Here is a 19,982-nt window from a genome sequence, read left to right as displayed (position 1 = left end):
CCGGCACGCGCACGCCGGAGCACTCGGGCGGGACCGCCTCACGCGAGACCGCTCACGCGCAGCGTGATGTTCAGCCGCCCGCTCAGAGCGAGTTCCGGCGGCGCGGTGCCCGGTATCACCCGCGGCACCCCGTGGTACGCGAGACGCGAGGCGCCGCCGAAGACCACCAGGTCACCGCTGCGCAGCTCGACGTCGGTGTAGGGCTTCGTACGGGACTGCGGGGTGCCGAAGCGGAAGACACCCGTGTCACCGAGGCTCAGCGACACCACGGGCGCACCGGACTTCTCGTCGCTGTCGCGGTGCATGCCCATGCGCGCGTCGGCGTCGTAGAAGTTCACCAGGGCGATGTCGTACGCCTCCGACCCGTCGTGACCTGCCTCTTCGGCAGCCCGGCGGCCGAGCTCCGCGAGCCACGGCGGCATCGGCTTCACCGGAGCGCCGTCGCCGTCGACCGCGGTGCGCGCGTACCCGTACGGATACCAGTGCCAGCCCAGGCCGAACTGCCGCGCCGTCATCGTGCCGCCGCCGGGCGTCCTGACCAGGCGCAGCCCCGCGGGCGGCCTGGCCCACGTCCGGCAGGCCGCCACGAGCTCCAGCTGCTCCCGTGCAGTCAGCCAGTCCGGCAGGTGCGCCGCCCCCGGACCGAGGACCGTAGGCGTCCTCGGGAACAACTCGTCGGCGAGTGCCATGCGCGCCCTTCGTTCGTCACCTCTCCCCACACGGTCGCACACGGGTCTGACAACGCAGGCGTCAGGAGGGCCACGTCCAGTCGGCGACCTCGGGCAGGTCCGTGCCGTGCTCGCGGATCCAGGCGTGGTGGCGGGTGCGGGCGTCGGCCATCGTCTGGCGCACGGCCGTCGCGCGCACGGCCAGGCCCGGGACGCGGTCGATGACGTCCATCACCAGGCGGTACCGGTCGAGGTCGTTGCGGACGACCATGTCGAACGGCGTGGTCGTCGTGCCCGCCTCCTTGTAGCCGCGCACGTGCAGGTTGCCGTGCCCGGTGCGACGGTAGGCGAGGCGGTGGATCAGCCACGGGTAGCCGTGGTACGCGAAGATCACCGGCCGGTCGCGCGTGAAGAGCGCGTCGTACGCGAACTCGGCCATGCCGTGCGGGTGTTCCTCGCGCGGCAGCAGCCGGGCGATGTCGACCACGTTGACGACGCGCACGCCGAGCTCGGGCAGGTGCTCGCGCAACAGCGCCGCCGCGGCGAGGACTTCCTGCGTGGGCACGTCGCCCGCGCAGGCGAGGACCACGTCGGGCTCGTGCGACCCGTCCTCCGTTCCGGCCCACTCCCAGACACCGGCCCCGCGCGCGCAGTGGGCACGGGCCTGGTCGAGGCTGAGCCAGTCGAAGCAGGGCTGCTTCCCGGCGACGACGACGTTGACGTAGTCGCGGCTCTCCAGGACGTGCTCGGTCACGGACAGCAGGGTGTTGGCGTCCGGCGGGAGGTAGACGCGTACGACGTGGGGGCTCTTGTTGAGGACGTGGTCCACGAAGCCCGGGTCCTGGTGCGAGAAGCCGTTGTGGTCCTGGCGCCACACGTGCGAGGTGAGCAGGTAGTTCAGGGACGGCACGGGCGCGCGCCAGGGCAGTTCGCGGGAGGTCTTCAGCCACTTGATGTGCTGGTTGACCATGGAGTCGACGATGTGGACGAAGGCTTCGTAGCAGGAGAACAGGCCGTGCCTGCCGGTGAGGGTGTAGCCCTCCAGCCAGCCCTGGCAGAGGTGTTCGGAGAGGACCTCCATGACACGGCCGTCGAGGGCAAGGTGCTCGTCGGTGTCGAGGACGCGGGCCTGCCAGGCCTTGCCGGTCGCTTCGTAGAGGGCGCCCAGGCGGTTGGACTCGGTCTCGTCCGGGCCCACGACACGGAAGTCGCGGCGCTCGGCGGTGTCGGCCATGACTTGCGCGAGCAGCTGCCCGGCGACCCGGGTCGGCTCGTGCAGGGTCGTGCCCGGCTTGTCGACAGGGACGGCGAACCTCTCCAGCGGCGCCAGGGGCAGCGGGCGGGTGAGCCGGCCGCCGTTGGCGTGCGGGGTGGCGCCGAGCCTGCGCTCGCCCTCGGGGACGCAGGACAGGACCTGCTCGGTGGGGCGGCCGTCCGCGTCGAAGAGTTCGCGGGGGCGGTAGGAGCGCAGCCACTGCTCCAGCTGCCGCAGGTGCCGGGGGTTCTCGCGGACTTCGGACAGGGGGACCTGGTGCGCACGCCAGGTGTTCTCTACCGGCTTGCCGTCCACGCTCTCCGGGCCGGTCCAGCCCTTGGGGGTGCGCAGCACGATCACCGGCCAGCGCGCCCGGCCCTGTGCGCCCTCGTTCCGTGCGGCCCGCTGGATCGCCGCGATGCGGTCGAGTGCCTGGTCCATCGCCTTGGCCATCGCCTGGTGGACCTTGCGCGGCTCGTCACCGGCGACGTGGAGGGGCTCGTGGCCGTAGCCCTTGAGCAGTGCGTCGAGTTCGGCCTCGGGCAGCCGGGCGAGCACGGTCGGGTTGGCGATCTTGTAGCCGTTGAGGTGGAGGACCGGCAGGACCGCGCCGTCGTGCGCCGGGTCCTGGAACTTGTTGGCGTGCCAGGATCCTGCCAGCGGCCCGGTCTCGGCCTCGCCGTCGCCGATCACGCAGGCGACCAGCAGGTCCGGGTTGTCGAGGGCCGCTCCGTAGGCGTGCGCGAGCGAGTAGCCGAGCTCGCCGCCCTCGTGGATCGAGCCGGGCGTCTCGGGCGCCACATGGCTCGGCACACCGCCGGGGAACGAGAACTGACGAAACAGCTTCGCCATCCCTTCCGCGTCCCGCGTCACGTCCGGGTACGTCTGCGTGTAGCTGCCCTCCAGCCAGGAGTTGGCGAGCACGGCGGGGCCGCCGTGACCGGGCCCCCACACGCACAGCGCGTCCAGGCCGCGTTCCCGGATGACGCGGTTGAGGTGGGTGTGGACGAAGTTGAGGCCGGGCGATGTGCCCCAGTGGCCGAGCAGGCGCGGCTTGATGTGCTCGGGCCGCAGCGGCTCGGTCAGCAGCGGGTTGCTCATCAGGTAGATCTGGCCGGCGGCCAGATAGTTGGCGGCACGCCAGTGGGCGTCGAGCGCCGCCAGGTGGTCCTTGGCCAGGGACGCCACGGAATTCTCCTCGCAGGTTCGGACGTACGACGGGATCGGGGGCACGGCGGAGTGCCGCACGGGTTCCACGGGAGCGGCGCGTCAGTCGTGCGGAACGACAGCCGTGCGGAACGACGGACGCGCGGCACGACGGCCCTGTGGAACGGCCTGCTCCGCATCCAGCGAATCAGCCGTGCGGGACGACCGCCACCGGGCACACCGCATGGTGGAGCACCGCGTGGTTGACCGGGCCGAGCTGCATGCCGAGCTGCCCCTTGCGGCGCCGGGCCCCGACCACCAGGAGGTCCGAGGTGCGGGCGGCGTCGAGCAGCGCGGCGCGCGCGGGCCCTTCCGGGAGCTCGCGGCGCACCGTCAGGGTGCGGTGGGCGCGCAGCGGTGCGCGCAGGGCGAGGTCGAGCTCGTTCTGGGCCCTCAGCCGGTGCGTGTCGTCGGACAGTTCGGTGGCGCGGGGCCGGGCAGGAGCCTCGTGGGCGGGGCAGCGCCAGGCGTGCACGGCCCGCAGGGTGGCGCCGCGCCGCTCCGCCGTGTCGCACGCGAAGGCCACGGCGGCCGCCGCGTCGTCGGGCTCCCCCACCCCGACCGTGACCTGCCCCGACGTGACCTGCTCGGCCGCGACCTGCCCTGGCGTCACCTGTCCGCCCTCCGGGGAGGGCCCCGCCGCGTCGTCGCGTACGACGACGACCGGCGATTCGGCGCGGGCGGCGACCGCCAGGCTCACCGATCCGAGCAGCAGCCCGGCGAACCGGCCCCTGCCCCGGCTGCCGACGACGACCGCGCACGCCTCGCCACTGGCGCGGATCAGCGCGGCGGCGGGGTCCTCGGGCAGGACCGCGCCGCTGATCCCGACGGCGGCCGTGCGGCGGCGGGCGTGCGCCACGGCCCGGCCCACGATCTCGTCCGCCAGGTCCCGCACGGCGTCCCCGCCGATGCCGAACGACGGCTCGTGGCCCTCGTACCACTCCCAGCTCGACGCGTACACGACCCGCAGCGGCGCCCCGCGCCGCACGGAATCGTCCACGGCCCAGTCCAGCGCCCGCAGACTCGCCGCCGAGCCGTCGACCCCCACGATCAGGGACAGTGCCACGGTTGACCGCCTCCTCCCGCCGGCCCGGGTCGCGGCGCGGCCCGGCAGCCGTCCTTCGACGCTGCCACCGCGCGGACGTCCGCGGGAGTGCCGAACAGGCCCCGGCGAGGGCGCCGGGCCCGTGGGGCGGGTGGGGTCAGCGCCCGCCCTTCACCGTCCGCAGGAGCACGAACTTCGGGTCGCTCGCGACGACTTCCGCGTTGCCGAAGAGCTTGCGGAGCGTCACGTGGTAGCCGAGGTGGCGGTTGCCGACGACCCACAGCTCGCCGCCGGGGCGCAGCGCGGCGCGGGCGCCGGTGAACATGCGGCGGGAGGTCGCGGCGGTCGTGGCCTGGTGGCTGTGGAAGGGCGGGTTGTTCAGGACGAGGTCCACCGTGTCCGGCGCCACGGCGGCCAGGGCGTCCCCGGCCACGAAGTGCGCCTCGGCGCCCTCGGCCGCGTTGGCACGGAAGGTGGCCTCGGCGGAGGCGACGGCCTGGAACGACTCGTCGATGAAGGTGACCGTGGCGTCGGGGTCCGCGACGGAGGCGGCGGTGCCGAGCACGCCGTTGCCGCAGCCCAGGTCCACGACGTGGGCGCCGCCCCGGGCGCGCGGCAGGTGCTTGAGGAAGAAGCGGGTGCCGATGTCGAGCCGGTCGGCGCAGAAGATGCCCGCGTGGTTGACGGCGGTCAGGCCCGCGCCCGCCCCGGAGTCCGCGGGCAGCTCGTACCTGCCGGGCCAGGGGCTGGGGCCCGGCGTGCGCTCCGGGTCGGGGGTGCAGAAGATGAGCCGCGCCTTCTGGCGGGCCAGCGAGGTCCTGGTCGGCCCGACGATCCGCTCGAAGAGCTCCAGGGTCGACGTGTGGATCTCGGTGACCATGCCGGTGCCGACGACGACGGTGCCCTCGTGCACGGCGGGGGCGAGCCGGTGCAGCTGGTCCTCCAGGAGCGCGAGGCTCTTCGGTACGCGGACCAGGAGCACGTCGACGCGCGCGGGCGGGGCTTCCCTGGTCGTCAGGAGCCGTGCCGCGGCCGGCGCGTGGCCCGCCCGGGCGAGGTTGGCCCGGGTCGCCTGCAGGGCGAGGAAGGAGTCGGTGATCTGGACCGGCACGCGCGCGTGGCCCGCGAGCGCGGTGGTCAGGGCGCCCCACCGGTCGCCGACGACGGCCACGGTCCCGGAGAGGTCGACGGCCGCCGCGTCCTCCTCGCCCGCCAGGTGCCGCAGCAGATAGGCGTCGGCCGCCGACCAGGCGCGCAGTTGGTCGCGGGGGTCCTCCGGGAAACGGGTGAGGTCGTACGCGCCCCATGACGTGCTCAAACGGTTCATCGTGCCCTCAGGCTAACGGAGAGCCCGCCGACCCCGGGGCTCAGCCCGTGCGCCGCACGACGGCCGCAGGAAGCACCCCGGTACCTCCGGGAACCCGAGCGCCCCGGCTACGGTCAGCGCTCGACGCTCGGCTCGAACCAGGTGGGCCCGTCCGCCAGCGCCTGCTTGATCCGGAACCGCGAGAACTCGTGCAGCTCGGGCAGCGCGTCCACGTCGAACCACGCCACTTCCAGCGACTCGTCGTCGTTGACCCGCGCCTCGCCGCCGACGGCACGGCAGCGCAGGGTGATGTCCATGTACTGGCAGGTGTCGCCGTTCCCGTAGGTGACCGGTTCGAGGGCCTGCACCAGGACCACGCGCTCGGGCACGCAGTGCACCGCCGTCTCCTCGTACACCTCGCGCACCGCGCACTCGGCGGGCTGCTCACCCGGCTCGGGGATGCCGCCGATCACCGACCACCTGCCGTTGTCCGAGCGGCGCCCGAGCAGCACCTTTCCCTCGTCGTCGAAGACGATGGCGGTGACGCCGGGGAGCCAGAGCAGCTGCGTCCCCGCGTCGGCCCGGATCGTGCGAATGAAATCAGGAGTAGCCATGCTCCGACCCTAACGGCGTCGCGCCACCGCCCTTGGCCGGACCGGGGGTTACCGTCCCCGGCCCGTGACCGGCCCTACGGCCGGGCGGTGCGCCGGGCCCGCGCCGCCGAGGTCACGGCCCAGCCGAGACCGCCCGCGGCGAGCAGCACCAGGATGCCTTCGGGCAGCACGCCGAACCGGGTCGCGGGGGTCTCCGAGGAGCGCAGCGGCACCTCTTCGACGAGCGAGTCGGCGGTGTACCAGGTCGTCTTCGCCTTGATCCGGCCGTCGGGCATGATCACCGCGCTGACGCCGCTGGTCACCGGGACCGTGACGGTGCGGCTGTGCTCGACGGCGCGGATCCGGGACATCGCGAGCTGCTGGTAGGTCATCTCGCTGCGGTCGAAGGTCGCGTTGTTGCTGGGCACCGAGATGATCTGGGCACCATGGGTGACGGTGTCGCGCACCGCCCAGTCGAAGGCGGCTTCGTAGCAGGTCGCGATGCCCACCTTCGTGCCGGCCATGTCGAACACACCGGGCGCGGTGCCGCGGCTGAAGTCCTGGCGCACCATGTCGACATCGCTGCTGAACGTGCTGATGAGGGAGCGCAGCGGGATGTACTCCCCGAAGGGCTGGATCTGGCGCTTGTCGTAGGTGTCCGTGGGGCCCTTCTCGGGATCCCAGAGGATCTGCTCGTTGTAGAGCTTGCCGTCCTTGTTCTCGACGACACCGCCGACGGAGACCGGCACCCCGATGGCCTTGACCGCGTCCTCGATCGCCAGGCGCGCGTCGGGGTTGGTGAACGGGTCGATGTCGGAGGAGTTCTCCGGCCACAGCACGAGGTCGGGTTGTCCGACCTTGCCGGCCCTCACCTCGGCGGCGAGGCGTTCGGTCTCGCGCACGTGGTGGTCGAGGACGGCGCGGCGCTGGGCGTTGAAGCCGAGCCCCGCGCGCGGGACGTTGCCCTGGATCGCGGCGACGGTCGCGGTGCCGTCCTGTGCCTCGTCGCTGACCAGCGGGCGCGCCGCGAAGGCGCCGGCGACGGGGACGAGCACGCTGAGCACCGCGGCGGCCACCGCGCCGCGGCGCACGGCGCCGGTGCCGCGCGCGGCCAGGACCTGGCGCACGATCTCGTGGAGCCCGAAGCCGCACAGAACGACAGCGAACCCGAGCACGGGGGTGCCGCCGAGCGCGGCGAGCGGCAGGAAGACGCCGTCCGCCTGGCCGAAGGCGATCTTCCCCCAGGGGAATCCGTTGAAGGGCACGCGCGCGCGTGCCGCCTCTCCCGCGATCCACAGGGCGGCCGCCCAGAGCGGCTGGCCGGGCAGCCGTGAGACCGCCGCGATGCCCGCGCCCACCAGCGCGACGAAGACCGCCTCGACGGCGGCGAGCGCCAGCCACGGTCCGGGCCCCACCTCGACGCCGGTCCACACGAGGAGCGGCAGCAGGAAGCCGAGGCCGAAGAGGTAGCCGAGGCCGAGGCCCGCCTTCCAGGTGCGGCCGTGCAGGCACCAGCCGAGCAGCCCGAAGGCCGGGAGCGCCAGCCACCACAGGGTGCGGGGCGGGAAGCTGACGTAGAGCAGCACTCCGGAGAGGGCCGCCACGGCGGCGGGCACGAGCCGGCGCAGCACGCGCACGGCACGGGAGGCCTGCGGGGACTGCGGATCGAGCTGGTCCGGCTCGTCTACGGGAGTGGTGGTGGCGGTCACCCGGGGAGTGTACGGCGCCTCACGTGGGGGTTGACAGCTCGGTGCCCGGGCGCAGGAGAGGTCGGTCTGCGGGCGTCCTCGGCGGGGTGGCGGCGCGGGCTCCGGGGGCGTGCGGCGGATCGTTCCTGCACAACTGACCCCACAACGGGGCAACAGCCGTTAACGTGTGGCCACGTCCCTCAGGCCCGGCCGCTCCACGCCACCGTGGACCGGTGCGCGCCGGTGGGGACCCGTCATACACCGGGGGGCGACGGGGTGGGGTCAACGGGGACGGCCGTGCCGGCCGGTCCGGCAGCGGCGCACGAACGGCGGAGCGCGTCCGACGCGACGGGTGCGGCGCTTCTCGGCGCGTGCGCGGCCTGGGCGCTGATCACCGCGGGGGTGCACGGCGGAAGCCCCGAGGGCGTGCTGCTCGCGGTCCTCGCCGTGGCCGCCGGTTACGCGGGCGGGCGGATCTGCGGGGCGTTGCTGCCGGTCGCCGCGCCCTGCGCGGGCGCGCTGGCCGGGCTCGCCCTCACCGTGGCCGCGCCGCGCCTCACGCTCAGCCCGTCCTCTCCCCTGGGCCATGCCGGTGCCACGGCCGCCCTGCTGATCCTGTCGGCCGGTGCGGCCTGCTGCGCGGCGTGGGCGGCCGGGAGCCCCGCGGCGCGCCTGGTGCTGCGGCTGCTCGCCGTGGGCATCGCCGGCGCCGCGGCGGCGCTCGGCTCCCCGGCCGGCTGCGCGGGATGCGTCGTGGTGCTGCTCTGCTCGCTCGCGGTGGCCCGGCTGCGCGCCAGGGCGCTCGGCATCGCCGGGCTCGCCTGCGCGACGGTGCTGGTCACGGGTGTCTCGCTGGCGCTGGCCGACGACTCGCTGCCGGAGGGCCTGACCGCTCCCCTGGAGGGCGGGCTGGGTCGTCAGCGCGTGCTGCTGTGGCAGGACGCGCTGGGCATCGCGGAGCGTGAGCCGGCCATGGGCGTGGGCCCCGGCCGGTTCGGCGAGGCGAGTCCGGTGGCCGCCGAGGACCTCCTGACGGACGGGAAGCCGCACTCGGCGCCGCTGCAGCAGGCCTCGGAGCAGGGCATCGTCGGGCTCGTCCTGCTGGCGGCGGTGTTCTGCTGGCTGCTGTACGCGCTGTGGCGCTCGCCCGGCTCCACACAGGTCGTGCTGTCGGCGGGCGCGGCCCTGACGGCGCTGACGGCCGTGGCGGCGGTGGGCAACGCCCTGAGCGTGACGACGGTGACGACGGGGGCGGGGCTGCTCGCGGGGATCGCGACGGCACGGCCGCTGCCCGACGAGCCGCCCGTAGGCGCCGCGCGGCGGTGACCGAGCGCCGGCAGGGCCCCGTGGGACCGTGCGGTCAGGCCCGGTTCCCCTCCAGGCCCAGGCGCTGCCTGATCGCCCGCACCGCGGATTCGGCGTTGTCGACCGTCACCGTGAACTTGTGGCCGTCGCCCAGGCTCAGCACCAGGCCCTCACCGCGCCGGACCACGACGGCGGTGCCCTTCTCGGGACGCCAGCGATAGCCCCAGCCGCCCCAGTGCCGGGGCGTGACGGCGGGCGCGAAGTCGGCGCCGACGACGTGGGAGAGCGGGATGTTGCGGCGCGGCAGCCCCAGATGGCCGCAGCGCACCTCCAGGCAGTCGTCGTCGACCTTCACGGCCACGTGGACGAAGGCGAGCGTGCCGAAGAGCATCAGGAGCCCGACGGCGATGCACCCGACCACGGACATGACCAGGGGCGCGATGCCCGAGGTCCACATGGAGTCGACAGCGAGCTCGATGCCGAGCGCCATGCAGGCGGCGCCGGCACACGCCAGCAGCCACTGCACGCGGTTGGTCGCACGTCCGGTCCAGACTTCGGGCGGTCCGTCGGATGCGGCCCGCTCGTCGTGGGCTTCCCTCATGCCTTCGAGACTACTCAGATTCCTCCACGAAGGCACCGCGTCGCGGAGAGTGACCACCCACTCGGGTAACGATCCGGCCGCCGGGGGCCGTGGCTCAGAGCGCCGGGCTGACCGCCGCGAGCATGCGCCCCTCCGCGTAGGTGAGCGCCGTCCGGGGCAGCTGCTCCTCGCGGCCGCTGAGCAGAACGGTCAGGCCGGGCGTGGCCGCGGAGGCGGCGCCGGGGTGCGCGCCCGACCTGCGGAGCGCCTGGGCGGCCACGGCACCGGCCGAACCGTGCAGGATCAGGGGCGGCAGACCGGGCTGCTGGATGGCGGCACGAATACGCTCGGCGACCAGCTCGTAATGGGTGCAGCCCAGGACGACGGCCCTTACATCGCGCGGAGTGAGGGCCGCGGCGGCGGCGATCGTCTCGTCGATGGCCTGCTCGTCCGCGTACTGCACGGCGTCGGCGAGGCCGGGGCAGGGCACCTCGGTGACGGCGACACCGCTCGCGAAGTCCTCGATGAGCCCGCGCTGGTACGGGCTGCCGGTGGTGGCGGGGGTGGCCCAGATGGCCACGGGACCGCCGCCCGCGGCGGCGGGCTTGATCGCCGGAACGGTCCCGATGACCGGGATGCCGGGCTCCAGGCGGGCCCGCAGGGCGGGCAGCGCGTGCACGGAGGCAGTGTTGCAGGCGACGATCAGCGCGTCGGGGCGGTGTGCGGCGGCGGCCTCCGCGACGGCGACGGCGCGCTCGGTGAGGTCCTGCGGCGTACGCGGCCCCCAGGGCATCCCGTCCGGGTCGGAGGACAGGACGAGATCGGCGTCGGGTCGCAGGCGACGTACCGCGGCCGCCGCGGCGAGCAGTCCGATACCGGAGTCCATGAGCGCGATCTTCACCCGGTCACCATAGTCGATGGGCCCCACAGGCACCCTCCGGTGGGGCAGACTTCGGCGGATGAGCGCCGTTGCGTGGACCGCCGCCGGATCGCTTGCCGCGTGGCTGTGGCTGCTGTTGGGGCAGGGCTTCTTCTGGCGTACGGACGTCCGTCTGCCACCGCGCCGGGACCCCTCGGCCTGGCCGTCGGTCGCTGTCGTCGTCCCCGCGCGCGACGAGGCGGCCGTGCTGCCCGAGAGCCTGCCCTCGCTCCTCGCGCAGGACTATCCGGGCCGGGCCGAGATCTTCCTTGTCGACGACGGCAGTTCGGACGGCACGGGCGACCTCGCACGCGCGCTGGCCGAGCGGCACGGCGGGCTCGCGCTGACCGTCGGCTCCCCCGGCGAGCCGCCCGCGGGGTGGACGGGCAAGCTCTGGGCGGTGCGTCACGGCATCGGCCTGGCACGCGTGCGTGAGCCCGACTATCTCCTGCTCACCGACGCGGACATCGCCCACGAGCCGGACAGCCTGCGCCGGTTGGTGGCGGCGGCGGACCACGGGGGCTTCGACCTGGTCTCGCTGATGGCCCGGCTGCGGGTGGAGAGCGTGTGGGAGCGCCTGGTGGTCCCGGCCTTCGTCTACTTCTTCGCGCAGTTGTATCCCTTCCGCCGGATCGCGAGGAAGGGCGCGCGGACGGCCGCCGCGGCGGGCGGCTGTGTGCTGCTGCGCACGGGGGCGGCCGAGCGTGCCCGCATCCCCGACGCCATCCGGCAGGCGGTGATCGACGACGTGGCGCTGGCGCGGGCGGTGAAGAACTCCGGGGGTCACATCTGGCTCGGTCTGGCCGAGCGCGTCGACAGCGTGCGCCCGTACCCGCGCCTGGGCGATCTGTGGCGGATGGTGTCGCGCAGCGCGTACGCGCAACTGCGCCACCAGCCCCTGCTGCTCGTCGGGACGGTCGCCGGCCTAGCCCTGGTGTATCTCGCCCCGCCGGTGGCGCTGTTCTCAGGCCTCGCCACGGGGGACGCGGTGGCGGCAGCGGCCGGTGGGCTCGCCTGGCTGGTGATGGCGGCGACCTACCTGCCGATGCTCCGCTACTACCGTCAGCCTCTGTGGCTCGCCCCGCTGCTGCCCGGCACCGCGTTCCTGTACCTCCTGATGACGGTGGACTCCGCGGTGCAGCACTACAGGGGACGTGGTGCGGCGTGGAAGGGGCGTACGTACGACCGTCCCGACAGCACCGCTCCGGAGCCCTCGCCCGAGCGGCCCTGAGCGGTCACTTCCGGCCGGGCGTCCAGTTCATGCCCCACCCGTAGGCGTGGTCGATGGTGCGCTGCGGGCTCACGCCGCGCTCCGGCACCAGGTAGCGGGCCTCCCGCTGGACGACGAGGTCGCCGCCGTTGTTGGTGAGCAGCGCCAGCGCGCACACCGTGGAGGGCACCGTGCACTCGTCGAGCGAGAAGTCGACCGGGGCGCCGTGCTGCGGCTGGAGGGTGACCGTGGCGTTGAGGTCGGCGAAGCTGCGCGCGCCTTCGTAGATCGTCACGAAGATGACGATGCGCCGGAAGTCCTTGATGTGGTCGAGGTTGATGGTGAGGTTCTCGCCGGTGGCGAGGGCGCCGGTGCGGTCGTCGCCGTCGAGCAGCATGTACGGGGGCTGGTGCATCGCTCCGAAGGCGTTGCCGAGCGCCTGGACGACCCCCTTGCGGCCGTCGGCCAGTTCGTAGAGGGCGCAGAGGTCGAGGTCGAGGTCGGCGTGCATGGCGACGGCCCTGCCGAGCTTGGCACCCCAGCCCTTGAACTGCTTGCGCACCTCCCAGTTGAGGTTCACGCGCATGCTGCCCGAGGTGCCGCCCTGCTTCGTGAGGGAGACGGAGGGGGCGTCCTTCGTCAGCGTCACCTTGGTCAGGCGTACGGGAGCGGGGGCCGGGGCGGCGGGCGGCGGGGGCGTCGGTGCCTGGGCGACCGGGGCGGGAGCGGCGGGGGCGGGCGGCGCGGCGACGGCGGCAGGCGGGGCGGGAGCGGGCGGAGGTGTCTGGGCTGGCGCCTGTTGCGGCTCGTCCACCGTGATGCCGTAGTCCGTGGCGAGCCCTTCGAGACCGCTGCCGTACCCCTGGCCGACCGCGCGGAACTTCCACGCGCCCTGGCGCCGGTAGAGCTCGCCGAGGACGAAGGCGGTCTCCACGGTCGCGTCCGTGCTGTCGTAGCGCGCGAGTTCGGCGCCGTTCGACGCGTCGAGGACGCGGATGTACAGGCCGGGGACCTGTCCGAACGTACCGCCGTCGGCCGAGGCCGCGAGCACCACGGTCTCGATCTCGGGCTCCACGCGCGCGAGGTCGACCGCCAGTACGTCCCTCACACCGGCGTCGGAACGCTGCTTGCCCTCGTACCGCACCGCCCCCGAAGCGTGTGCCGCCTGGTTGTAGAAGACGAAGTCCGCGTCCGAGCGGACCTTTCCGGAGGGGGACAACAACAGCGCGGACGCATCGGCGTCGGGCACTCCGGCTCCGGGGGCCCACCCCAATTCGATCCGTACCGCGGGTGCCGGCACAGGAACATTCGATCCTTTAGGCATGGTCATGTCCGCCCCCATCACAAGTCGCCGCGTCCGGCAGGGTCGCCGTTTCCGTACATGACCAACCTATTACCTGGACCGCGAAGAGGCCCACGACCGCGTCCCGCGGGCCCCGCGGCCAACCTCGGGTAACCCGCCAGGAGCTCGGCCTCTACACGATCCGTACGTCGCTCCGCGACCGATTTTCCCAAGTTCGCTCGCATTGGGGAACGACAGTCACTACCGACTCGTAAAACAACCTTCTTATCGGTCTCCCCAACCGGCACATCCAGGGCTTAACTTATGAAGCATGACCTCCCCCCGCTCCACCTATGGCGGCGGTTACTACTCCGCGCCGTCCTTCCCGGACACTCCGATCTACGACTCGCTCGTCGCCGAGCGGGGCACTCCTCAGATCGCCCCGATCCGGGTTCCCTCCGCGTACGACACGGGCAGTCACCTGCCCGCGCTCCCGGCCGCGCTGCCCGCCCTGCCGGCCGCCCCTTCTCATCCCAACCCGGCGTACGGCTACGCCCAGGCCCCGCAGCCCGCTCCGCTGCAACAGGCCCCGGCGCCGTACATCCCCCAGCAGACCTCGGTTCCGCGCGGCTATCCGGGCGCCCAGCCCCAGCGGCCGGCTCCCGGTACGGGGTACGAGGCGATGCGCCCGGCCGCGCCGCGCCCCGCGCCGGCAACGTACGAGGACCCGTACAACCGCCCCTATCGCGGGTACTGACCGGCCGCGGCCGTCCCTGCCTGCGACTGCCCGCGGGGACGGCCGCACGCCGCGTCCGGGACCAGGGTCAGCCTCGTCCACCCGCTCCTGACGGCCGGGGGGCACGCCACCGCGTGAGGCCGTCGTGGAGCACCGGGGACCGACGGAGGGCGGCGCCGGACCTTCGGCGCCCCGACACGCCCACCCCGGCCCGGCGTTGACCGCCGCCGAGGCACCGCCCGGCGGCGCCTTCGCATGTCCGCTCCCGGCCGCGTCACCGCGTACACTCACCCGCCGCTGCCGCGAGCAGCGCGCTCGAATGAAGAGTGTCCCGCCGGGGAACTCGACGGCACGGCACGGTCGTTGGCCATCGTGGACCTGAAGGGCACCGCGAGGGGGGCGGCCTCAGAGGGTGATTTCGCTCTCTCTTCTCGCCTCCCGTGCATAAGCCGTGCCGATTCTGGTAAAGACGGACGCGGAAGGGGGTGCGGGTCAGTGCGAGCAATCGTCGGCCTCTGGCGGTGGCGGCACAATCCGCTGCGCCGTGGCACCGACCTCGTGGAGGCCTGGCTGGCCCTGGTCACCGTGGTGTTGATCGTCGTCGCCGCACCGGTCGTCGGCACCCTCACCACGAGCCTGTCGCGGGACGCCCTCCTCGCCTCGGTGCGACAGCAGCACGACGACCGGCACGAGATCACGGGGACCGTCCTGCGGAAGATCGACTCCGCCCCGGTCGACCCCGATCCCGAGACGTCGTCGGCACGCGACGCGCACAGCCGCGTGCTCGCCCGCTGGACCGCGCCGGACCACAGCGACCACTACGGCGTGGTGCTGTCCAGCCTCACGTCACCGGACGCGGGTGACCGGTTCAGGCTGTGGACCGACCAACACGGCCAGGTCGTCGGCCGGCCCCTGGACGGCGCGACCGCGACCACGCACGCGGTCCTCGCGGGACTCGGCGCGGCCGCAGTGAGCATCGCGCTCGTCGAGGGCGCCCGCAGGCTGATCCTCTGGCGTGTCGTGCACGGGCGTTACGTCCGTCTCGACCGGGCCTGGGACAAGGTGGGGCCCGACTGGGGCCGTACCGGAACCGGTTCCTGACCACTGGCCCCACCCTCCGCGGGGCTCCCCACCACGTCCCTGCCGGCCGGGTCGAAGACACGTACGCCCGGCTCCGCAGGTGAGAGCCTGACCATCGGGTCAACTCCGCCTGCCCGCGCGCGCTACGGTGGACCGGCCGAACTCCTCGGCTCCTCGCGCGGTGCCATGACATGCCGTGTCACGGCACATCGCCGCGAGGTCCCGCGTACGACAAGGTGGGGGCAGAGCAACTCCATGGCACAGGGCACGGTCCAGGTGACGCACACCGGCACGTCGCGGTGGCGGCGCCGCACCGGCGAGTACGCATCGCTCGCCGCTGCCTTGGAGGCCGCGAGCGACGGGGACACACTGACCGTCGCCGCGGGCACCTACCGCGAGAACCTCGTCGTGCAGCGTGCGGTGACGCTGCGCGGCCCCGAGAGCTCCCCCGGCTCGGTGCGCATCGCGCCGTCCGACGGGGTTCCGCTGACCGTGCGCGCCTCCGCGGTCGTCCAGGACCTGCACATCGAGGGCCAGGACTCCTCCGCGCCCGCGCTGCTCGTCGAGGACGGCGCCCCCGAGCTGATCGGCATCCGCGTGGTGACACGGTCCGCGGCCGGCCTCGAGGTGCGCGGCGGCGCGCGTCCCACGGTGCGCCGCTGCACGGTCGACAACCCCGGCGGCATCGGCATCGCGGTGCTGGACGGCGGCGGTGGTGTCTTCGAGGAGTGCGAGATCGTCGCGGCGGGCCAGTCAGGGGTCGCCGTGCGCGGCGGCGCCCACCCCCGCCTGGAGCGCTGCCGGGTGCACCACGCGTCGGGCGCGGGCCTCTCGGTGACCGGGGAGCACTCGGGCCTCGAGGCCATCGGCTGCGAGGTGTACGAGGTCAAGGGTTCGGGTGTGCAGGTCACCGGGCGGGCCGCGGCGCACCTGACCGACTGCGACGTGCACCGCACCACCTCCGACGGGGTCACGCTCGACACGGACGCCGTGCTCACCCTCGCCGACTGCCGCATCCACGACATCCCGGAGAACGCGATCGACCTGCGCTCCCGCTCGGTCCTCACGCTCACCCGGTCCACGGTGAACCGGTTCGGGCGCAACGGCCTCTCGGTGTGGGACCCCGGCACGCGCGTGGACGCCAACCAGTGCGAGATCCACGACAGTACGGGCGACTACCCCGCGGTCTGGGTCAGTGACGGGGCGACCGCCGTCCTGGAGTCGTGCCGGGTGCGCGACGTGCCGGACGCGCTGTTCGTCCTGGACCGCGGCTCGCGCGCCGACGTCGTCGACAGCGACCTCTCGCAGGTGCGCAACACCGCCGTGTCGGTGAGCGACGGCGCGACCGCGCAGCTCGACGACTGCCGCATCCGCGAGGCCGCCACGGGCGCGTGGTTCCGTGACCACGGCAGCGGCGGCACCCTCGCCAACTGCACGGTCGACGCCGTCCAGACGGGCGTGATCGTCACCAAGGGCGCGGACCCCACCATCGAGCGGTGCACGGTCACCTCCCCCGCCGAGGCAGGTTTCTACGTCTCCGCGGGCGGCCGCGGCAGCTTCCACGGCTGCCGGGTGAGCGGCAGCGGCGGCTACGGCTTCCACGTCATAGACGGCTGCCGTACGACGTTGAAGAAGTGCCGCACGGAGCGGTGCGCCCGGGGCGGCTTCGAGTTCGCGGAGGAGGGGCCGCTCGTCGAGGACTGCGCGAGCGACGAGAGCGGCGGCCTGCGCGCCCCCGGGGCGGCGCCGGAGCCGCCCGCCCTACAGACGGCCACGCAGACCGTCGGCCTGCTCGGCGCCCTGCCCGCCCAGCAAGCCCCGCAGACCGCGGCGCCACCGGCCCCGGAGAAGACCTCCCGAGCCTCCAGCGAGGTCCTCGGCGAACTGGACGCGCTGGTCGGCCTGGACAGCGTCAAGCGCGAGGTGCGCGCCCTCACCGACATGATCGAGGTGGGCCGCCGCAGGCAGCAGGCCGGGCTCAAGGCCGCGTCCGTGCGCCGCCATCTGGTCTTCACCGGGTCGCCCGGTACCGGCAAGACGACCGTCGCCCGGCTCTACGGCGAGATCCTCGCCTCGCTCGGCGTCCTGGAGAGCGGCCACCTCGTCGAGGTCTCGCGCGTCGACCTGGTGGGCGAGCACATCGGCTCGACGGCGATCCGCACCCAGGAGGCCTTCGACCGGGCGCGCGGCGGCGTCCTGTTCATCGACGAGGCGTACGCGCTCTCCCCCGAGGACTCCGGGCGCGACTTCGGCCGTGAGGCCATCGACACGCTCGTGAAGCTGATGGAGGACCACCGCGAGGCCGTCGTGGTGATCGTCGCGGGGTACACGGCGGAGATGAAGCGGTTCCTCTCGGTCAACCCCGGCGTGGCGTCCCGCTTCTCACGCACCATCACCTTCAGCGACTACGCCCCCGAGGAGTTGCTGCACATCGTGGAGCAACAGTCCGAGGAGCACGAGTACCGCCTCGGCACGGGTACGTCCGAGGCGCTCCTGAAGTACTTCACGGTGCTCCCCAAGGGGCCCGCGTTCGGCAACGGCCGTACCGCGCGGCAGACCTTCGAGGCGATGGTGGAGCGGCACGCGGGCCGGGTCGCCCAGCTCGGCGAGCCGAGCACGGACGATCTCACCCTGCTGTATCCGGAGGATCTGCCGGAGCCGGTGTGACCCCTTCCTGTTCCTGGGCCTCCGGTTCCTGGGCCGAGGGGGCCTGGGCCGCGGGCCTGGGGGCGGGCACCTTCGGCTTGAGGCGGGCGAGCAGTCGCGCCCGCTCCTCGGCGAACGCGGGATCGGCCTGGTAGTCGCCGTGGCCGAGGATCGGCGCGGGCAGCGGATGCTCCTGCGTACGGCCGTAGGCCAGGGGGTCCTTGAGTGCGGCGCGGTCGACCTGGGGTCCGCATGCGCCGTGCAGCTGGATGGGGCCGCCGATCGGGTCGGTGGTGCGGTACAGGTTCCGCCAGCAGTCGACCTCGCGGTGCAGGGAGGTCAGGGCCGCCGGCCCGAAGTGGGCGGGGAACCAGCGGCCGTAGAGGCGCTCCAGGGGTGAGCCGTAGGTGAGCAGGGCGACGCGCTTGCGGACCGAGGGGCGCAGCTGCCAGGCGGCGGCCGCCGCGAGGACGCTGCCCTGGGAGTGGCCCGACAGGACGAGCCGGCCGCCCGTGGCGCTGGTGGCACGCGTCCAACTGGCCATCCGCCAGGTCAGGTCGGGCACCGCGCGCTCGGCGTAACAGGGCGGCGCGAAGGGGTGGGCCGCGCGCGGCCAGAAGGTGCCGACGTCCCAGAGGATGCCGATGGTGCGGCGCGCCGAGGGGTCCTTGTAGGCGCGGCGGCCCCACGTGACGAACAGTATGAAGCCGAAGCCGATCAGCCAGGAGCCGAGCGCCTGTGCGGTCTCGGCCGCGCCCTCCATGACGTCGGGCGTGCCCTGGGCGGCCTGCCCGGGAACCTCCTCCGTCATCCAGGCGCCCGTGAGCGCGCCCGCGCCCAGCAGCAGTGTCACGGCGGAGATGATGCCGACGAGCAGAGGGGCGCGGTCGGTGAGGGCGGCACGCGCGCGGGTGCCCGCGATGCGGCGGGTGCGGGTGGAGTCCTTGCGCTCGTCGGGATAGTCCAGCGGCATCCGGTCCATCTCCCGGCGCTTGCGCCGCACGGTCTGCACGCCGAACCAGCCGCACAGCACCGCCACGACCACCAGGAGCGGCGGGATCACGGACGCCTGCCAGGTGAGCACCAGGGCGGGTCCTTCGATGGAGCCGTGGGTGCCGTCCAGCCAGTCGGCGACGCGCTGCGCCCCACCGCCGGTCATGACCCCGCCGAGCGCGCAGGACAGCATGGCGACGGCGGGGCCGCCGAAGCCGCGGATGGCGGTGCGGGAGTCGGGCGAGGAGCGGTGGAGGAGGTGGGCGACGACCGCGAGGCACAGCACCAGGACGCCCTGGGCGAGAGTGATCCCGCCGAAGGTGGCGTCGCCGGGGAGCCGCCCCTCGGAGCGCCAGCCGGGGCGCGACCACCCCGCGTACAGCAGGGCGAGGACGAGCAGGACGAGCGCGCTCACCGGCAGCCAGCGCACCAGGGTCTTGTCCAGCTCCTTGTCGAGCCTGTTCTCGCTGCGCCCCCTGCGGCACACCACCCAGATCACGAATCCCCCGCCCAGGACGAGCGCCGAGTCGAGCGCCCAGCCCAGGGTGTCGAGCAGTGCGGAGCCGCCGGGGCGCCGGTCGTGGCGGGCGGCCGACGTGCCCACCGCCGCGGCGACGGTGAGCAGGCCCGCGGCCGTGTGGGCGGCGCGGAGCCGGGCCACCAGGCGGCGGCCGTACCAGAAGCCGGGCCTGCCGAGGGCGGTGCGGCTGGTCTCCTCCTCCGGATCGGGCCGGTCGGGCAGCGGCTGCTGGGACTCGTACGCGCTCCAGGTCCGGTGGGAGAGGTACCAGAGCAGACCGGTGAGAGCGGCGGGCAGGAGCGCGGCGAGGGCGAGGCGGCGGCCGGGCTGGGACCACCAGCCGCCGTGCCCGGCGGAGTCGGCGGACAGGAAGCCGAGCCAGGCGCGGTCGTCGGCGCACGCGGGGGTGCCCGCGCACTGCCAGGCGGTGAGGTCGAGCGCGACCTCGCAGGCGGCGGCCACGAGCAGCACGGTGAGCGTGAGGCCGACGAGACGCACGAGGAGGCCGTAGGTGCGCACGAGGCGTTTGCGGTGGCGGGAGGTGGGGCGCATCCAGTGGGCGATGTTGACGACCATGAAGGGCAGCAGCAGGAGCCAGAGGGCGCGGGAGCCGTTGCCGGAGGTCAGGTTGCACCAGACGTACGCCTCGGGCACCGGTTTGCCCCGGTAGTCGTCGGGGCGCCGCTCGGCGTCGGCGTCCTCGGTGCGGCGGAAGACGGCCGCCGTCTCGTCGCCGGAGATCCGCACGGTGCGCGGGTCGCCCAGCATCTCTTCCGGTGTGGTTCCCCCGACTCCGTGGACCAAGAGTTCCAGGGCGGTCTCGTCCTGTGCGGCAGGCTCCACTGTTCCCCCGAGATACGCGTGGTGAGAGGAGAAGGATCTCGGGTCACGGGCCCCGGCGCACCCCTCGTCACGTAATCTCCCCCATCCAGGTCGTTCCCGAACGTGTG

At 73.7% G+C, this 19,982-nt stretch carries 15 protein-coding genes; 5 read left to right on the top strand and 10 right to left on the bottom strand.

Annotated features, from left to right (window positions below; translation table 11 throughout):
- Positions 1–38: 38 nt before the first annotated feature.
- The 6 genes from ACZ592_RS01535 to lnt all read right to left on the bottom strand — a co-directional run bounded on the left by ACZ592_RS01535 (position 39) and on the right by lnt (position 7,782).
- Positions 39–689, bottom strand: coding sequence for an alpha-ketoglutarate-dependent dioxygenase AlkB family protein (locus tag ACZ592_RS01535; RefSeq protein ID WP_471579445.1), 651 nt, complete (start codon positions 687–689; stop codon positions 39–41).
- A gap of 61 nt (positions 690–750) precedes the next feature.
- Positions 751–3,111: a phosphoketolase family protein gene (locus ACZ592_RS01530; protein WP_471579444.1), complete on the bottom strand. Its 2,361-nt coding sequence runs from the start codon at positions 3,109–3,111 to the stop codon at positions 751–753.
- Between the two features lie 166 nt (positions 3,112–3,277).
- Positions 3,278–4,195: a universal stress protein gene (locus tag ACZ592_RS01525; RefSeq protein WP_471579443.1), complete on the bottom strand. Its 918-nt coding sequence runs from the start codon at positions 4,193–4,195 to the stop codon at positions 3,278–3,280.
- A gap of 136 nt (positions 4,196–4,331) precedes the next feature.
- The gene (locus ACZ592_RS01520) at positions 4,332–5,501 is read right to left on the bottom strand and encodes a methyltransferase (RefSeq protein ID WP_471579442.1); all 1,170 of its coding nucleotides are present in this window, start codon (positions 5,499–5,501) and stop codon (positions 4,332–4,334) included.
- Positions 5,502–5,614: 113 nt separating this feature from the next.
- Positions 5,615–6,094: an NUDIX hydrolase gene (locus tag ACZ592_RS01515; RefSeq protein WP_471579441.1), complete on the bottom strand. Its 480-nt coding sequence runs from the start codon at positions 6,092–6,094 to the stop codon at positions 5,615–5,617.
- A gap of 74 nt (positions 6,095–6,168) precedes the next feature.
- Positions 6,169–7,782: an apolipoprotein N-acyltransferase gene (lnt, locus tag ACZ592_RS01510; protein ID WP_471579440.1), complete on the bottom strand. Its 1,614-nt coding sequence runs from the start codon at positions 7,780–7,782 to the stop codon at positions 6,169–6,171.
- A 276-nt stretch (positions 7,783–8,058) separates the two neighbouring features.
- On the opposite strand from lnt, the gene ACZ592_RS01505 reads away from it, so the two are divergent.
- On the top strand, positions 8,059–9,087 hold the full coding sequence (locus ACZ592_RS01505) for an O-antigen ligase family protein (RefSeq protein ID WP_471579439.1): 1,029 nt from the start codon (positions 8,059–8,061) through the stop codon (positions 9,085–9,087).
- Between the two features lie 34 nt (positions 9,088–9,121).
- Here ACZ592_RS01505 and ACZ592_RS01500 read toward each other — a convergent pair whose 3' ends face one another.
- Entirely contained in the window at positions 9,122–9,667 is a 546-nt protein-coding gene (locus ACZ592_RS01500; protein ID WP_471579438.1) for a hypothetical protein, read from the bottom strand.
- 94 nt (positions 9,668–9,761) lie between these two features.
- A complete protein-coding gene (locus ACZ592_RS01495; RefSeq protein WP_471579437.1) occupies positions 9,762–10,547 on the bottom strand; it encodes a glutamate racemase in 786 nt (261 codons plus the stop codon).
- A 58-nt stretch (positions 10,548–10,605) separates the two neighbouring features.
- On the opposite strand from ACZ592_RS01495, the gene ACZ592_RS01490 reads away from it, so the two are divergent.
- Complete coding sequence (locus ACZ592_RS01490; RefSeq protein WP_471579436.1) at positions 10,606–11,796, top strand: glycosyltransferase; 1,191 nt, start codon at positions 10,606–10,608, stop codon at positions 11,794–11,796.
- A gap of 4 nt (positions 11,797–11,800) precedes the next feature.
- Here ACZ592_RS01490 and ACZ592_RS01485 read toward each other — a convergent pair whose 3' ends face one another.
- Positions 11,801–13,117 carry a TerD family protein gene (locus ACZ592_RS01485; RefSeq protein WP_471579435.1) on the bottom strand — a complete coding sequence of 439 codons (1,317 nt, stop codon included), beginning with the start codon at positions 13,115–13,117 and terminating at the stop codon, positions 11,801–11,803.
- Between the two features lie 271 nt (positions 13,118–13,388).
- Here ACZ592_RS01485 and ACZ592_RS01480 point away from each other — a divergent pair, with 271 nt between their 5' ends.
- The 3 genes from ACZ592_RS01480 to ACZ592_RS01470 all read left to right on the top strand — a co-directional run bounded on the left by ACZ592_RS01480 (position 13,389) and on the right by ACZ592_RS01470 (position 17,540).
- Positions 13,389–13,814, top strand: a complete 426-nt coding sequence (locus ACZ592_RS01480) for a DUF6643 family protein (protein WP_471579434.1) — start codon at positions 13,389–13,391, stop codon at positions 13,812–13,814.
- Between the two features lie 474 nt (positions 13,815–14,288).
- Positions 14,289–14,894, top strand: coding sequence for an Rv1733c family protein (locus tag ACZ592_RS01475; protein ID WP_471579433.1), 606 nt, complete (start codon positions 14,289–14,291; stop codon positions 14,892–14,894).
- A gap of 234 nt (positions 14,895–15,128) precedes the next feature.
- Positions 15,129–17,540, top strand: coding sequence for a right-handed parallel beta-helix repeat-containing protein (locus tag ACZ592_RS01470; RefSeq protein ID WP_471579432.1), 2,412 nt, complete (start codon positions 15,129–15,131; stop codon positions 17,538–17,540).
- Here ACZ592_RS01470 and ACZ592_RS01465 read toward each other — a convergent pair.
- A complete protein-coding gene (locus tag ACZ592_RS01465) occupies positions 17,500–19,875 on the bottom strand; it encodes a hypothetical protein (RefSeq protein ID WP_471579431.1) in 2,376 nt (791 codons plus the stop codon). The genes ACZ592_RS01470 and ACZ592_RS01465 overlap by 41 nt on opposite strands.
- Between the last annotated feature and the right edge of the window lie 107 nt (positions 19,876–19,982).

Source organism: Streptomyces sp. NPDC040622 (assembly GCF_055593965.1).
This window is presented reverse-complemented; position numbering and strand designations above follow the sequence as displayed.

Excerpts from the sequence above, each read along its gene's own strand:
- ACZ592_RS01485 (WP_471579435.1), bottom strand. The coding sequence starts at position 13,117 with ATGGGGGCGGACATGACCATGCCTAAAGGATCGAATGTTCCTGTGCCG.
- ACZ592_RS01535 (WP_471579445.1), bottom strand. The coding sequence starts at position 689 with ATGGCACTCGCCGACGAGTTGTTCCCGAGGACGCCTACGGTCCTCGGT.
- ACZ592_RS01520 (WP_471579442.1), bottom strand. The coding sequence starts at position 5,501 with ATGAACCGTTTGAGCACGTCATGGGGCGCGTACGACCTCACCCGTTTC.
- ACZ592_RS01480 (WP_471579434.1), top strand. The coding sequence starts at position 13,389 with ATGACCTCCCCCCGCTCCACCTATGGCGGCGGTTACTACTCCGCGCCG.
- ACZ592_RS01470 (WP_471579432.1), top strand. The coding sequence starts at position 15,129 with ATGGCACAGGGCACGGTCCAGGTGACGCACACCGGCACGTCGCGGTGG.
- ACZ592_RS01515 (WP_471579441.1), bottom strand. The coding sequence starts at position 6,094 with ATGGCTACTCCTGATTTCATTCGCACGATCCGGGCCGACGCGGGGACG.
- ACZ592_RS01500 (WP_471579438.1), bottom strand. The coding sequence starts at position 9,667 with ATGAGGGAAGCCCACGACGAGCGGGCCGCATCCGACGGACCGCCCGAA.
- ACZ592_RS01490 (WP_471579436.1), top strand. The coding sequence starts at position 10,606 with ATGAGCGCCGTTGCGTGGACCGCCGCCGGATCGCTTGCCGCGTGGCTG.